This window comes from Rhodococcus sp. 3258 (assembly GCF_031456475.1).
GTDB classification, from domain to species: Bacteria; Actinomycetota; Actinomycetes; order Mycobacteriales; family Mycobacteriaceae; genus Rhodococcoides; species Rhodococcoides fascians.
Genome location: NZ_JAVDUT010000002.1, coordinates 652,039 through 665,537 on the forward strand (window position 1 = coordinate 652,039; position 13,499 = coordinate 665,537).

Sequence of the window (13,499 nt, forward strand, 5' to 3'; positions counted from 1 at the left end):
CGGCTTCGACGACTGAAGAAAAGGAAGATCATGAAGGTTAGCATCGAGAATCTGAGCCTCGCATACTCGGGAAACACTGTGGTCCGAGACCTGGACCTGGAGATCGCCGACGGAGAATCCCTGGTGTTACTGGGCCAGTCGGGTTGCGGTAAGACGAGCACGATGCGCTGTGTCGCAGGGCTGGAGACCCCCAGCGCGGGGCGTATCACCATCGGTGATCGCGTCGTCCACGACTCGCACAAGAACAAGACGATCCCACCGCACAAGCGCAACGTGGGCATGGTCTTCCAGTCCTACGCGGTCTGGCCGCACCGGACTGTCTTCGACAACGTGTCGTTCTCGTTGAAGATGCAGAAGGTGAACAAGACCGAGATGAACCAGCGCGTCCTCGAAGCCCTCGACCTCGTCGGGTTGGGCGAAATGGCCCACCGCGGAGCAAGCTTGCTCAGCGGCGGTCAGATGCAGCGGGTGGCGCTGGCTCGGTCGTTGGTGATGCGCCCCAGCGTGCTCCTCCTCGACGAGCCGCTGTCGAACCTCGATGCCCGACTGCGCGAACGACTTCGGATGGAATTGCGAGAGCTTCAGCTCCGACTCGGACTGACTACCGTCTACGTCACGCACGATCAGGTCGAGGCATTCGCCCTTGCGGACCGAATCGCGTTGATGCAGAACGGCCGAATCGTCCAGATCGGTACCCCCGAGGACATCTACACCTCGCCGATGTCCGCCTCGGTGGCCGAGTTCCTCGGTGTCGGCAACATTTTCCGCGCCACGGCTGCGTCGGGACCGCGCTCGACGATGGAGCTGACGGACTTCGGACAGATTGCAGTGTCGGTCGACGCAGCGTCGGCCGCCGACGGGCCCGTCGTGGTGTGCTTGCGGCCCGAGGATCTGTTGGTCACCCCGTTGGATGATGTCGAGCCCGAGGGCCAGTCCTGGATGGGCACAGTCGATGTCGCCAGCTACCAGGGGGCGTCCATTCGGTACCGCGTCACACTGGACGACGGCCCCGAGATCGAAGCCGTCGCCACCGGACACGCCAGCCGAATCCTGGGAATGGGAGAACGCGCACGGGTCACAGCAGTAGCGGGCGGAGCTCAGGTTCTCGTCGACGATCGCGTCGCCTCCGAGGCGGTGCCGGTATGAGCGCTCCCACCGACAATCGGCCCGTCACCACGACGACGCCGCCGGTCGACACTCCCGCACCCCAACGCAGGCCCGGTCTGAAGAAGTGGATTCCGACGCTTCTGCAGTTGGCTCTGCTCACCGTGATCGTGCTGTTCCCGATGTTCTTCATCGTGATGGGCGCATTCACCGACAACGCCGAGCGCACCTCGCTGTTCGACTTCGGCAACTTCACCCTCGACAACTTCTCGCTGCTCGGATCCTCGACCGCGCAGAGTGCCCTGTGGAATTCGGCATTGGTGGGGATCGGGTCCTCGATCGTCGCCCTGGCGATCGGGTGCACGCTGGCTTTCCTGGCCGCCCGCACCAACGTGCCGGGGCGAAAGATGATCTACGGCATAGGTATCGCCCCGCTCTTTCTGCCGGCACTCGTCGGCGCACTGGCGTGGGCATTGCTGGCCGGACCGGCCACCGGCTACATCAACCTGGTGCTGACAGCGATCGGCCTGCCCGGGTTCATCGACATCTACAGCTTCGGCGGCATGATCTTCATCCTCGGCATCTACTACGCGCCGTACCCGTTCCTGATGGTCCACTCCGCACTGTCGTTGATGAACCCCGACCTAGAGGACGCCGCCAGCCTGCACGGTGCCAAGCTGACGAAGATGCTCAGCAAGATCACCTTCCCGCTCGTCATGCCTGCCGTGATCGGTTCGGGAATCCTGGTTTTCGCACTCACCGTGGAGAACTTCCCGGTCGCACAGGTGATCGGTGTTCCCGGTGGAGTCGACACTCTGCCGACTCTGATCTACCGGCTGATGAACGCGTCGCCGGCCCGCGGTAACGATGCCGCTGCTGTCGCCGTCGTACTGACCGTCCTGCTGGTTGCCGTCGTCGCATTCCAGCAGCGCGCGATGAGCAGCAAGGAATACACCACCGTCAGCGGCAAAGGTGTTCGGGCGCGCCAGGTTCCGCTGCGCGCATGGCGTATCCCGGCTGCAGTGTTCGCGTGGGTGTATTTCGCCCTCGCCGTTCTCCTGCCGCTAATCGCCCTGGTGTTGGCTGCGCTGCAGACGAGCCCGTACGTCGCGAACATCGGTCAGCTCTTCGACTCGGGGGCCCTGTCGTTCTGGGGACTGGGAGAAACGTTGCGCAGTGCCGACTTCCACAGTGTGATGACCAACAGCGTCATCGTCGGTGTCGCCACCGCCGCCATCGGTACCGCGTTCTGCTTCGCTTTGGCGTACACGAGGTATCGCACGAACGCTCCGGGCCGAAAGCTGTTGGAGTACCTGGCGATGCTGCCGCTGGCCGTTCCTGCCATCGTGCTCGGGCTGGGTCTGCTGTGGACGTGGCTGGCGCTCCCGCTTCCGATCTACGGAACACTGGCGGTGCTGGTGATCGCGTTTGTCGCTGTCACCATTCCCCAGGGCTATCGCGGTGTATCGGCGTCGATCATCCAGTTGGACAAGGACTTGGAAGACAGCGCCGTCATGTTGGGTGCACGACGGCATCGGGCGATCTCGTTCGTCACCGCGCCGCTGCTCAAGGTCGGACTGTCCTCGACGTTCCTGTTGCTGTTGATGCTGTCCATGCGTGAGCTCACCGCCGCGCTGTTCCTGTTCACCTCCGACACCCGGTTGCTGTCGATCGCGATCTTCGACGCCTACGACAACGGCTCGTTCCAGTCGGCGGCCGAGTTGAGTCTGCTGTACTGCGTCGTGATCGGTGTGCTCGCAATCCTCTCGCGTCGCTTCGGATCCAAGGAAACTGTCTGATGAGAAAATTGGTCACAGCAATCGCGCTGGGTGTCGCAGTGGCAACGGCCACGGCTTGCTCGCCGCCACCCGAACGGCCCGCTCTGGCTCGGGCGGCGGAGGAGATCATCACCGACAACGGTCTCGTCATCGACGGCGAACAGATCGCTGATCCGGATCTGTGGACGCGGGCCCAGGCCGAGGGTGGCATCACCCTATACAGCGGCTACACCGCGGTCACCGAGGCGACGGTGCTGAAGAACTTCGAGAAGGACACCGGACTCGACGTCAAGCTCGTGCGACTCACCCCGAACCGGCTGTACGAGCGACTGGTGGCCGAGTACGGTGCCGGCCGTCTCGACGCGGACGTCGTGCGCATCTCCGATGCCGGCTTCGTCAGCGGACTGAGCGAACGTGGTGTGTTCCAGCCCTATACGCCGCCGACAGCTACCGAGCTGCAGGACGACGTGGTGTTCGACGGTGGGAACTACTACCGGACGTTCGACCCGATCTACACGATGGGCTACAACAGCGCGCTGATCGAGGGCGACGACAGGCCGACCTCGTGGGCGAATCTTCTCGACGATCGGTGGAAGGGCAATCTCGGTATCGCTCAGGCCGGCGCCGGCGGTAGCGCACTGGCACTGACTCGGTTCCAGCGCGAGGTCCTCGGTGACGACTACCTCCGTGAGTACTCGTCGGAAGCAAGGGTGTTCGACTCGATCGGAGCTCAGCTCGATGCGCTGGCTCGAGGCGAGATCGAAGCAGGGACCGTGGTGGTGAGCAGCGTCAATATCGCCAACAACGAGAATGCGCCGGTCAACTTCGTGGTACCGGAGGAGGGGCTCACCGCCTACGACTACTACACCGGTGTCGCGTCCACTGCGAAAAACGTTGCGGCCGCGCAGGTATTCATGAACTGGAACCTCTCCAAGAGGGGACAACAGGTGTTCAGCGATCTCGGTGAGTACTCGGTGCGCAACGACATCGACCCGCCGGTGATCCGCGGAATCGAGCTGCCGAAGTTCACCGACCCCAAGGTCAACCGGATCACGCAGTCGGAGTCGATCGAGAATTCGGCGGACGACCAAGAGGCCTGGAACGCGATCTTCGGTTACAACGAATAACGGGTCGTGCGCGTTTTGCGCACCTCCAGGTACGCAAAACGCGCACGACGGTAGCTACACACCACCGAGGACCGCGTCGACCAGACTTTCTGCGTAGACGCGGTCCTCGGTGTCGCCTCGATCGGCATCGGTGTGATGCGAGAAGATGACATGGCTGAGAACCGCTCCTGTCACGAGTTCGAGAATCCTGGTGGTATCGGCCGACTCGGGTAATTCGCCCCGTTTCTGGGCTCGGTGCACGATCAGCCGGGCCGCAACCAGTCGGCTTCGGTTGAGTGTGTCGATCATGTGCCCGAGTAGATCGGGGTGCACCCGCGCATCGAGGGCGACGCGCAGGCTGACGAGACCGGCCGTTCCTCGGTAGCCCTGCAAAAGCTGCACCGCCAATTCGACGAGATCCGCCCGCAGGTTGCCGAGGTCGATCGGTGTCGCGAGCGGACTTCGAGCTTCCAGCGCATCGACGACTAAGGCCCCCTTCGATTCCCAGCGTCGGTAGAGCGCCGCCCTGCCGACGGACGCGCGGCGAGCAACGGCGTCGAGCGTGAAACCCGACCAGCCTTTCTCCCAGTAGACCTCGAGCACTGCGTCGTAGACGCGGTCCTCCAGATCGGGATCACGCGGCCTGCCCCGTCGGCTCGTGGTTTTGTCGGTCACCCAGGGATTGTGGCACCTACCCGGCATTGCGGACAATCTGTGTCTGTAATAGGTTCCCGGTCATGAGTTCTGTACGCCACGAGGCGTCGACGGTGGATCCGAGACGTGTTCCGGTGATCGTGGCTATCGGTGAGACAAGCGGCCGCGGCGAACCCATGGGCGTCGAACCCATGGAACTGATCACGCGCGCTGCCACCGAGGCACTTCAGGATTCGCCGACGTCGGAGCCGTGGATTTGCAGAGCGGACAGCATCACGTTCTGCCACATCGCCAGCTGGGCTTACGCCAGTCCCGCCGCTGCGCTGGCCCGTAGATTCGGTGCCACCCCCACAGATGTGTTCGACGCGCCGATCGGTGGCCAGTGGCCCGCGCGCCTTCTCGATCGCGCAGCCTCGCGCATTGCGTCCGGGGAGTCGACGGTAGCGGTGATCGCGGGCGGTGAAGCGCAGGCCTCGATGGGCGCCTTGGTCAAGGCCGGGCGAGAGCCCGTGCGGGATGGGGGATGGAGCGCGGACCCGGGAGGTCCGCCCACCTTCGACCTCGATCAACTCGGAAGTGCCGCAATGCAAGAGGCCGGCCTCATCACTCCGGTTCGGATCTATCCGTTGTTCGAGAGCCGCTTCAGATTCGAGGCCGGACTGGATCCGGAGTCTCGACTGGTCGAGTGCAGCGACGTTTATGCGGAGTTTTCCGTTGTCGCCCAGAAGAACCCGTACTCGTGGAACGGGCGAGTGCGGACGGCTGCCGACATCGGCACGCCGTCGCCGAAGAACCGCATCGTGTGCGAGCCGTATCCGTTGTCGATGAACGCCATGCCCTTCGTCGACCAGGCGGCGTGCATCGTGGTGACCAGCTTGGCCGAAGCCCGAGAACGCGGTGTCCCCGAGGGTGACATCGTGTTCGTCTGGGGCGGTGCGGGTGCCGAGGATTCGGTCGACATTCTCGACCGCAGCGATTTCGGCCGGTCTCCAGCGATGGAGGATGCGATGGACCGAGCCTTGCGCGCCGCGGAGATCGGAGTCGAACAACTCGAGGTGGTCGACGTGTACAGCTGTTTCCCGATCGTGCCGACCCTCGCTACCCGCCACCTCGGAACGCCGAAGTCGTTGATACCCAGTGTGACCGGTGGGCATTCGTCCTTCGGTGGTCCCCTCAGCAGCCATTCGCTGCATTCGATCACCGCATCGGTCCGCGAGATCCGCGGCGGAAAGAGCTGTGCGCTGGTGCACGCGAACGGCGGCTATCTGACGTATCACCACTCGGTGCTGCTCGGTGGCGACCAGCACCCACTCGGCTACGTCGGAAACCCCGAACCCGCAGTGCTGACGCCGGAACCACCGCCTCGAGCACCTGTACAGGACGGGACTCTCGTGGTGGAGACCGTCGCCGTCGAGCATTCGCGGCAGCAGGAACCCAACCAGGCGTTCCTCGTCGCGAGAGACGAGCGCGGACGACGTGTCGCCGCACAGACGGCTCCCGGGGATACGGCCAGCGCCCGTGCGTTGTCCCTGTATCGAACCGATCCGGCACGCGAAATCATCGGGACCGCAGTCACTGTCGACACCATCGAGGGGAACATCCGTGTCCGAAGCAGCGAGTAACGAACCTGTTGTCCTGACGAGACGGGAAGGTCATGTACTCGTCGTCACGATCAACCGACCGAAGGCTGCCAACAGCATCGACGCTCGCGTGCACACGTTGCTGGGGGAGGCGTGGGAGTCCGCCGAGGCAGATCGAGACGTCCGAGCCATCGTCCTGACCGGCGCGGGGTCGGCGACTTTCTGTGGCGGTGCCGATCTGAAGGCCCTCGGCACCGGAGGGCCCGGCGCGGTGACCCCGCCCGAGACCGAACACTGGGGGTTTGCCGGCATTGTCCGACACCCGATCTCGGTCCCGGTCATCGCGGCCGTGAACGGGTCGGCGATGGGAGGAGGAACCGAGATAGCTCTGGTCTCGGACATGGTCGTCGCGTCGGACACGGCCGTGTTCGGACTGCCCGAGATCCGGCGTGGTCTCATCGCCGGTGCAGGTGGCGCTTTTCGGCTGATGTCCGCGGTGCCGGAACACATTGCCCTGGAGATGATCTTGACCGGACAGCCGATCTCCGCGCAGGATGCCGCACGGTGGGGATTGGTCAACAGAGTTGTGGCCCCGACCGAGGTCCTCGACACCGCCCTCGAACTCGCTCGGCTCTGCGCAGAGGGCGCTCCGCTGGCGGTGCGCGCATCCAAGCGTCTGGCTCGACGTATCACCGACGGTGCCATCGCGCACGAGAAAGATTCGTGGGCACAGAACCGTCGGGAATTGGATCGACTCAGCACCACGCAGGACGTCGTCGAAGGAATCACCGCATTCCTGCAGAAACGCGATCCGACGTGGACCGCGCAGTGAACGCACGGCCGTGAGCGTGGGAAATCCAAGCTTTACTCAGGCGGTTGCAGTGCGGGAGGCACCGTCGAAAGCCGAGTGATCCTCCCGCAGTGTTCCTCTATCGGGCAGTGACCTGCTCGTGCTCGTCGCTTGTGGGATTCTCGGTCCAGGGATTGGCTTCCCAGGCGAAATTCAGTCCGAAGACGACGCCCGCACCGACCAGAACCATCGATGCGGCTCGCCAGAGCGGGATGTCTCCGCCGACGCCCCAGAGAATTGCCAGCGCGACGATGGCGCCGACGACCGGGCTCAATAGCGCGCGTGTGGTGGCGTTCATGAAGTGCCTCCTGATTGTTGTCGTCCGGGCGGCTCGTTCGAGGTCGATTGAGGCCTCCGTTACGTACCAGAAGTAACGATAATGGAGCTGAAGGTTCCACGCACCCGCGTGGTCGGCTTTCGCCACCAGGCGCTCGAGCCCGCGAACAGCTGCTGGGCGAAAAGCGGAATGAAAGGGCGTGGGGCCAGTAGCTACGTACCCAGGTTCTGTGATCGCATGACCCCATGCGTACCTCGACATCCACCCGACTGATCACCGTGATCGCGGCGGCAACGTTGACGGCAGGCGTCGCGTGCTCCTCGACGACCACTACCGAGCCACCGCAATCCGCAGCGAGTGCATCTCGGACCGCGACCGATCAGGCCATGGCCGAACAGCCATATTCTCAGCTCGAGGCGAGGGACAGCGCTCGGCTCGGCGTCAGCGCACTCGATCTCACGTCCGGATCCATCCAGAGTTATCGCGGTGACGAACGTTTCGCGTTCTGCTCGACGTTCAAGGTGTACGCCGTCGGTGCCGTACTCGCTGCCGTCGACGCAGGCAGGCTGCAGCTGACCGACACCAGAACAATCGCCGCAGAGGACAAGGTGCCCGAGTCGGCCGTCGATTGGGCACCCGGCTCGGTCGTCACCATCGCAGATCTCGCCTCCGCAGCGTTGACGAAGAGCGACAACACATCCGGTAATCTGCTGATACGTGAAGCAGGTGGCACAGCGGCGCTCACCGACTTCGCGCGATCGCTCGGCGACACCGAATTCCGCCTCGATCGCATCGAGCCGGAGTTGAACACGGCCATCCCGGACGACCCTCGGGACACCACAACTCCGAATTCGATGGCCGCCGGCTATCGGACCCTGCTCGACGGCGACGTACTGACGCAGGCATCACGACAGCAGTTGCTGGACTGGATGGCGGGCACCCAAACCTCCACGGCTCGCTTCCGCGCGGGCATTCCCCCGCAGTGGACGTCGGCCGACAAGACCGGAACCGCTAGCTACGGTGTCTCCAACGACGCGGGCCTCATGCTCGGACCCGAAGGTCAGAGGATCCTGCTCGTCGTCCTCAGTGCTACGACGTCGGGCGCGGAGGACTCACCGGCCATGAACGCCCTTGTCGCCGATACGACTCGGACGGTCGTCGAACAGCTGGATTGACGTCAGTTCGCGGATCGGCGGACGGCGTCGACGAGGGGTACGAGGTCCGGTTCGCGTGCTGCTTCGTCGAGGGCCTCACGCAGGGCCGCGTCGTTGGTCGGCCGCGCTGCCTCGAGCAGAGCCAGGCCTTCGTCACTGACGTCGGTGTAGATGCCGCGGCGGTCGGTGGGGCAGAGGTACCGGGTGAGCAGGCCGCGGTCCTCGAGGCGGGTGACCAGACGGGTCGTTGCACTCTGGCTCAGGACGACGGCGTCGGCCACCTGCTTCATCTGCAGGTGTCCGCCCACCCCGTCGTGCTGACGTGCCAGGACGTCGAGCAGCCAATACTCGCGAGCGCTGAGGTTGTGGCCGGCCTGCAGAGCCTTCTCGATGCGGCTCTCGATGCGACCGTGCAGGACCGACAACGCCAGCCAGTTCTGGGCCAGCGCCGTCAGGGCGGGGTCCTTCGCCGTCATTGCTGCGCCTTCCGTGCCGATGCTCGTACAGCCACCGTACAGCGCCTGCCGTTAATCGGCGTCTGCAACTACATCGGTCGGCGGGCGACGATGCGTCGAGCATGGGCCAGCACCGGTGCGTCCACCATCTGACCTCGGAAGGCGAACACCCCGCGATTGTGCTCGACGGCGTCGAGTACGGCTGTGGCCCAATCGATTTCCTCGACCGTGGGCGCATAGGCCTCGCGAATGACGGGGATGTGACTGGGGTGGATGGCCACTTTGCCGTCGAAGCCCACGGCTACAGCGTCGTCGGCCTCGGCGCGGACGCCGTCGAGATCGGGAATGTCGAGGTAGACCGAATCGAGCGCGAACAGTCCCCGCGCCTTGGCGGCCAGCAATGTCTGCGACCGAACATGCTGTGCGACATCGCGGTACTGCCCACCGGTGTGTCGACTCGAATTCCCGCCCATCGCAGCGACCAGATCCTCGGCGCCCCACATGGCACCGATGGCATTGTCGGCTGCGAGTGCGTCGAACACCGTCATCGCCCCGAGGGGGGATTCGATCAGTGCGACGACATTCAGTGGGGCCAGAGCTGTTATCTGACCGGCAGATTCACACTTGGGCAACATGACGGTCGTGTACTCGGTGCGCTGCAACGCGTCGAGGTCGGCAGCCTGGTCCTCGGTGCCGTGCGCATTGACTCGAACGATGGTGCGCGACGGGTCCAGCGGTGTCGACACCACGGACTCGCGAGCGCCGGCTTTGTCCGCGGCACCGACAGCGTCCTCGAGATCCAGAATGACGACATCGGCTCGGGCCGCTGCCTTCTCGTATCGCTCGGGTCGATCAGCGGGACAGAACAGCCACGCCGGGCCAGGGGCAATCCAGGTCACGACGCGTCGTCCTCGGGCCGCATCCGGACGAGAGTCTTGCGGACGGCAATCGCGACGACGTCACCGTGCTGATTTCGACCGGTGTGGGTGAACGTCACGATTCCCTCGCCGGGGCGGGACTTGGATTCGCGCTTGTCCGAGATCACCGTCTCCGCGTAGAGGGTGTCGCCGTGAAACAGCGGCTTCGGGAAGGAGACCTCGGAGAAGCCGAGGTTGGCGACAATCGTGCCCTGGGTCAGCTGCGTCACCGACAATCCGACGAGGGTGGACACGGTGAACATCGAATTCACCAGCCGTTGACCGAAAGATGTTGTCTCACTGTAGGCGGCATCGAGATGCAGGGCCTGGGTGTTCATCGTCTGTGTGGTGAACGATGTGTTGTCGGCCTCGGTGATGGTGCGGCCGGGGCGATGCTCGTAGACGGTACCGAGCTCCATCTCCTCGAACCACAGGCCGCGTTGCCGAATGCGCTTGTCGCTCATAGCCCCAAGCTCCGGGCGATGAGCATCAGCTGAACCTCGGTGGTGCCTTCACCGATTTCGAGGATCTTGCTGTCGCGGTAGTGACGGGCGACGACGTACTCGTTCATGAATCCGTAGCCGCCGTGAATCTGCGTCGCGTCGCGGGCGTTGTCCATCGCAGCCTCGGAGGCCACGAGCTTGGCGATGGACGCGGCCTTCTTGAACGGCTTGCCCGCCAACATCAGTGCCGCCGCGTCGTAATACGCCGTCCGTGCGGTGTGTGCGCGTGCCTCCATGCGGGCGATCTTGAACGAGATCGCCTGATTGCGGGCAATCGGAGCGCCGAACGCCTCGCGCTCCTTGGCGTACTTGACGCTCTCGTCGACGCAACCCTGAGCCGCACCGACCGATACGGCAGCGATCGCGATCCGGCCCTCGTCGAGGATGTGCAGGAAGTTCGCGTACCCGCGGCCTTCCTGGCCGAGCAGGTTCTCCTGTGGGACTCGTACATCGGTGAAGCTGAGCGGGTGTGTGTCCGAGGCATTCCAGCCGACCTTGTTGTACGCAGCTTCGGCCACGAACCCAGGAGTGTCGGTGGGCACCAGAATCGACGAGATCTGCTTGCGTCCTGTTGTCTCGTCGACGCCGGTCACAGCGGTGACGGTCACCAGTTCGGTGATGTCGGTTCCGGAGTTGGTGATGAACTGCTTGCTGCCGTTGATGATCCAGTCACCGCCGTCGCGCTTGGCAGTGGTCTTGGTGCCGCCCGCGTCGCTACCGGCACCCGGCTCGGTCAACCCGAAGGCCGCGAGAGCTTTGCCCGCGGTGAGCTTGGGTAGCCACTGCTGCTTCTGCTCGTCGTTGCCGAAACGGTAGACGGGCATGGCACCGAGCGAGACGCCTGCCTCGAGCGTCATCGCGACGCTCTGGTCGACCTTGCCGAGCTCTTCGAGTGCCAGGCACAGGGCGAAGTAGTCGCCGCCCATGCCGCCGTACTCCTCGGGGAAGGGCAGACCGAAGAGGCCCATCTCGGCCATCCCTGCGACCACCTCGTACGGAAAGGATTGCTCGGCATCGTGTTTCGCCGAGACCGGCGCGACGACGGTGCGGGTGAAGTCCGCCACGGATTTGACCAGTTGCTGGTATTCGTCGGGCAGATTGGACGACGACAGATGTTCGGTCATGACTTGTCCTCTTCGGTGTCGGTGGGAACGATGCGGGCGAGGACCTGGTCGACGCGGACCTGATCTCCTACTGCGACTGTGAGTTCGACGGTGCCGTCGATGGGCGTGGTCAAAGTGTGTTCCATCTTCATCGCCTCGACGACGACGATGGCCGTGCCTGCGGTGACGGCGCTGCCGGAGGTCGTTCCGATCGCGATGATCGAACCCGGCATCGGCGAGAGGATCTCTGCGTCGCCGGACTGCGTGTCGTCTTCGCGCACATTGGGTTCGGCGATTCGATCGATTCTCCAGGTGCCGCGTGAGCTGGATACCCAGGTGGACGATTCGTTTCGGGCTACGGTCATCGACTCGCGTCGATCGTCGAGTACGAGGTCGATGGAATCCTCGGTAGCGGAGGCCCGCAGTCGGCGCGGTTCGTCGTCGTCGACGACGACCGTCGCCACATCGAGGGTCCCGGTGATGGACACGTGCGCGGTTCGAGTGCCGGATGTCAGTCGGAGCTGGAAGGGTGCGTGCGCTCCCACCCGCCATCCCGACGGCGTTGCCCAGATGTCCTGGCCCGCCTCCTGCCACGTGTCGAGCCAGGCGACGGTGGCTGCGGCGATCATCGCCTCGTCGGGGGCGTCGGCGGCAACGAAATCCTCGACGCGGCGGTCCAGTAGGCCGGTGTCGAGATTGCCGGCACGGACCTCGTTGTCGGCGAGCAGGAATCGAGCGAACTCGATGTTGGTGACGACGCCGAGTACCGAGGTATCGGCCAGAGCACGATCCAGGCTGCGCAGCGCTGTGCTGCGATCGGGGCCGTGCGCGATGACCTTCGAGAGCATCGGGTCGTAGTTGCTGCCCACCTCGGTGCCGATGGCGAGGCCGGAGTCGACGCGGATGCCCGTGCCGGTGGGCTCGCGCAACCCGACGACGGTGCCGCCGGTCGGGAGGAACTCGCGGCCGGGATCCTCGGCGTAGACGCGCGCCTCGATGGCGTGCCCGGTCAGTCGAATATCGTTCTGACTCAGCGTCAGTGACTCGCCGGCGGCGATCCTGACCTGCCACTCCACGAGGTCGATGCCAGTCACCATCTCGGTCACCGGGTGTTCCACCTGGAGTCGAGTGTTCATCTCCATGAAGAAGAAGTCGTTGGGATGATAGGCGGAGACGATGAACTCGACGGTGCCTGCGCCGGAGTAGTCGACGCTGCGAGCGGTGTTGCAGGCAGCCTCGCCGATACGCGCTCGGGTCTGCGCGTCGAGCAGTGGGGACGGCGCTTCTTCGATGACCTTCTGATGGCGTCGCTGCAGGCTGCATTCACGCTCACCGAGGTGGATGACGTTGCCGTGACCGTCGGCGAGGATCTGCACCTCGATGTGCCGGGGACGCAGCACGAATCGCTCGAGGAACAGCGTGTCGTCGCCGAACGAGGAGGCCGCCTCGCGGCGGGCACTGGCCAGCGCGGCGGGCAGATCCTCGGCGCGCTCGACCAGACGCATGCCCTTGCCGCCGCCACCTGCGGACGGTTTGACCAGGACCGGGAATCCGACGTCGGGTGCACCGGCGACGAGGTCGTCGTCGGACAGCCCCGGTCGGGAGATGCCGGGTACCACCGGGACACCGAAGGCGCTGACGGCGGCCTTGGCGGCGATCTTGTCGCCCATCACCTCGATGGCCTTCTCCGGCGGCCCGAGGAAGGCGATTCCGGCTTCGGCGCAGGCCGCAGCGAAGTGGGAGTTCTCCGAGAGGAAGCCGTAGCCGGGGTGAATTCCCTGTGCGCCGGTAGCTTTCGCGGCGGCGATCACCTTGTCGATGTCGAGGTAGCTCTCGCGTGCACTGGCGGGCCCGAGTCGTACCGCGGTATCGGCTTCGCGGACGTGCCGGGCGTCGGCGTCCGCATCGCTGTAGACGGCGACGGTGCGAATGCCCATGCGGCGCAACGTTCGAGCGACGCGTACCGCGATCTCACCGCGGTTGGCGATCAGAATGGTGTCCAACATCGTGGTCATCTC

At 64.6% G+C, this 13,499-nt stretch carries 13 protein-coding genes; 6 read left to right on the forward strand and 7 right to left on the reverse strand.

Annotated features, from left to right (window positions below; all coding sequences use genetic code 11):
• Positions 1-30 precede the first annotated feature (30 nt).
• Genes J2X62_RS10580 through J2X62_RS10590 form a run of 3 tightly spaced genes read left to right on the forward strand, consistent with a single transcriptional unit; the run spans position 31 to position 4,009 of the window.
• On the forward strand, positions 31-1,146 hold the full coding sequence (locus J2X62_RS10580) for an ABC transporter ATP-binding protein (protein WP_048317094.1): 1,116 nt from the start codon (positions 31-33) through the stop codon (positions 1,144-1,146).
• A complete protein-coding gene (locus J2X62_RS10585) occupies positions 1,143-2,903 on the forward strand; it encodes an iron ABC transporter permease (protein ID WP_080966139.1) in 1,761 nt (586 codons plus the stop codon). The genes J2X62_RS10580 and J2X62_RS10585 overlap by 4 nt, the downstream gene beginning before the upstream one ends.
• Complete coding sequence (locus J2X62_RS10590; protein WP_201010491.1) at positions 2,903-4,009, forward strand: ABC transporter substrate-binding protein; 1,107 nt, start codon at positions 2,903-2,905, stop codon at positions 4,007-4,009. Before J2X62_RS10585 ends, J2X62_RS10590 begins: the two co-directional genes overlap by 1 nt.
• Positions 4,010-4,063: 54 nt before the next feature.
• On the opposite strand, the gene J2X62_RS10595 is transcribed toward J2X62_RS10590, so the two are convergent.
• Positions 4,064-4,663: a TetR/AcrR family transcriptional regulator gene (locus J2X62_RS10595; protein ID WP_032367890.1), complete on the reverse strand. Its 600-nt coding sequence runs from the start codon at positions 4,661-4,663 to the stop codon at positions 4,064-4,066.
• A 62-nt stretch (positions 4,664-4,725) separates the two neighbouring features.
• On the opposite strand from J2X62_RS10595, the gene J2X62_RS10600 reads away from it, so the two are divergent.
• Together J2X62_RS10600 and J2X62_RS10605 are read left to right on the forward strand one after the other, a co-directional pair.
• The gene (locus tag J2X62_RS10600; protein WP_230592075.1) at positions 4,726-6,264 is read left to right on the forward strand and encodes an acetyl-CoA acetyltransferase; all 1,539 of its coding nucleotides are present in this window, start codon (positions 4,726-4,728) and stop codon (positions 6,262-6,264) included.
• On the forward strand, positions 6,245-7,054 hold the full coding sequence (locus J2X62_RS10605; RefSeq protein WP_032367888.1) for an enoyl-CoA hydratase/isomerase family protein: 810 nt from the start codon (positions 6,245-6,247) through the stop codon (positions 7,052-7,054). Before J2X62_RS10600 ends, J2X62_RS10605 begins: the two co-directional genes overlap by 20 nt.
• Before the next feature lie 97 nt (positions 7,055-7,151).
• On the opposite strand, the gene J2X62_RS10610 is transcribed toward J2X62_RS10605, so the two are convergent.
• A complete protein-coding gene (locus J2X62_RS10610) occupies positions 7,152-7,370 on the reverse strand; it encodes a hypothetical protein (RefSeq protein ID WP_032367887.1) in 219 nt (72 codons plus the stop codon).
• 224 nt (positions 7,371-7,594) lie between these two features.
• Between J2X62_RS10610 and bla the strand changes: the two genes are divergently transcribed.
• Positions 7,595-8,524 carry a class A beta-lactamase gene (gene bla / locus J2X62_RS10615; protein ID WP_310180269.1) on the forward strand — a complete coding sequence of 310 codons (930 nt, stop codon included), beginning with the start codon at positions 7,595-7,597 and terminating at the stop codon, positions 8,522-8,524.
• 2 nt (positions 8,525-8,526) lie between these two features.
• Here the strand turns inward: bla and J2X62_RS10620 are convergent, their stop codons facing one another.
• From J2X62_RS10620 to J2X62_RS10640, 5 genes are all read right to left on the reverse strand, one after another.
• Positions 8,527-8,979 carry a MarR family winged helix-turn-helix transcriptional regulator gene (locus J2X62_RS10620; RefSeq protein ID WP_032373551.1) on the reverse strand — a complete coding sequence of 151 codons (453 nt, stop codon included), beginning with the start codon at positions 8,977-8,979 and terminating at the stop codon, positions 8,527-8,529.
• 68 nt (positions 8,980-9,047) lie between these two features.
• Entirely contained in the window at positions 9,048-9,857 is an 810-nt protein-coding gene (locus J2X62_RS10625) for a CoA ester lyase (RefSeq protein WP_310180274.1), read from the reverse strand.
• Complete coding sequence (locus tag J2X62_RS10630; protein WP_027494718.1) at positions 9,854-10,339, reverse strand: MaoC family dehydratase; 486 nt, start codon at positions 10,337-10,339, stop codon at positions 9,854-9,856. Before J2X62_RS10630 ends, J2X62_RS10625 begins: the two co-directional genes overlap by 4 nt.
• A complete protein-coding gene (locus J2X62_RS10635) occupies positions 10,336-11,502 on the reverse strand; it encodes an acyl-CoA dehydrogenase family protein (RefSeq protein ID WP_222066648.1) in 1,167 nt (388 codons plus the stop codon). Before J2X62_RS10635 ends, J2X62_RS10630 begins: the two co-directional genes overlap by 4 nt.
• Positions 11,499-13,496, reverse strand: a complete 1,998-nt coding sequence (locus J2X62_RS10640; RefSeq protein WP_310180279.1) for an acetyl/propionyl/methylcrotonyl-CoA carboxylase subunit alpha — start codon at positions 13,494-13,496, stop codon at positions 11,499-11,501. The genes J2X62_RS10635 and J2X62_RS10640 overlap by 4 nt, the downstream gene beginning before the upstream one ends.
• Between the last annotated feature and the right edge of the window lie 3 nt (positions 13,497-13,499).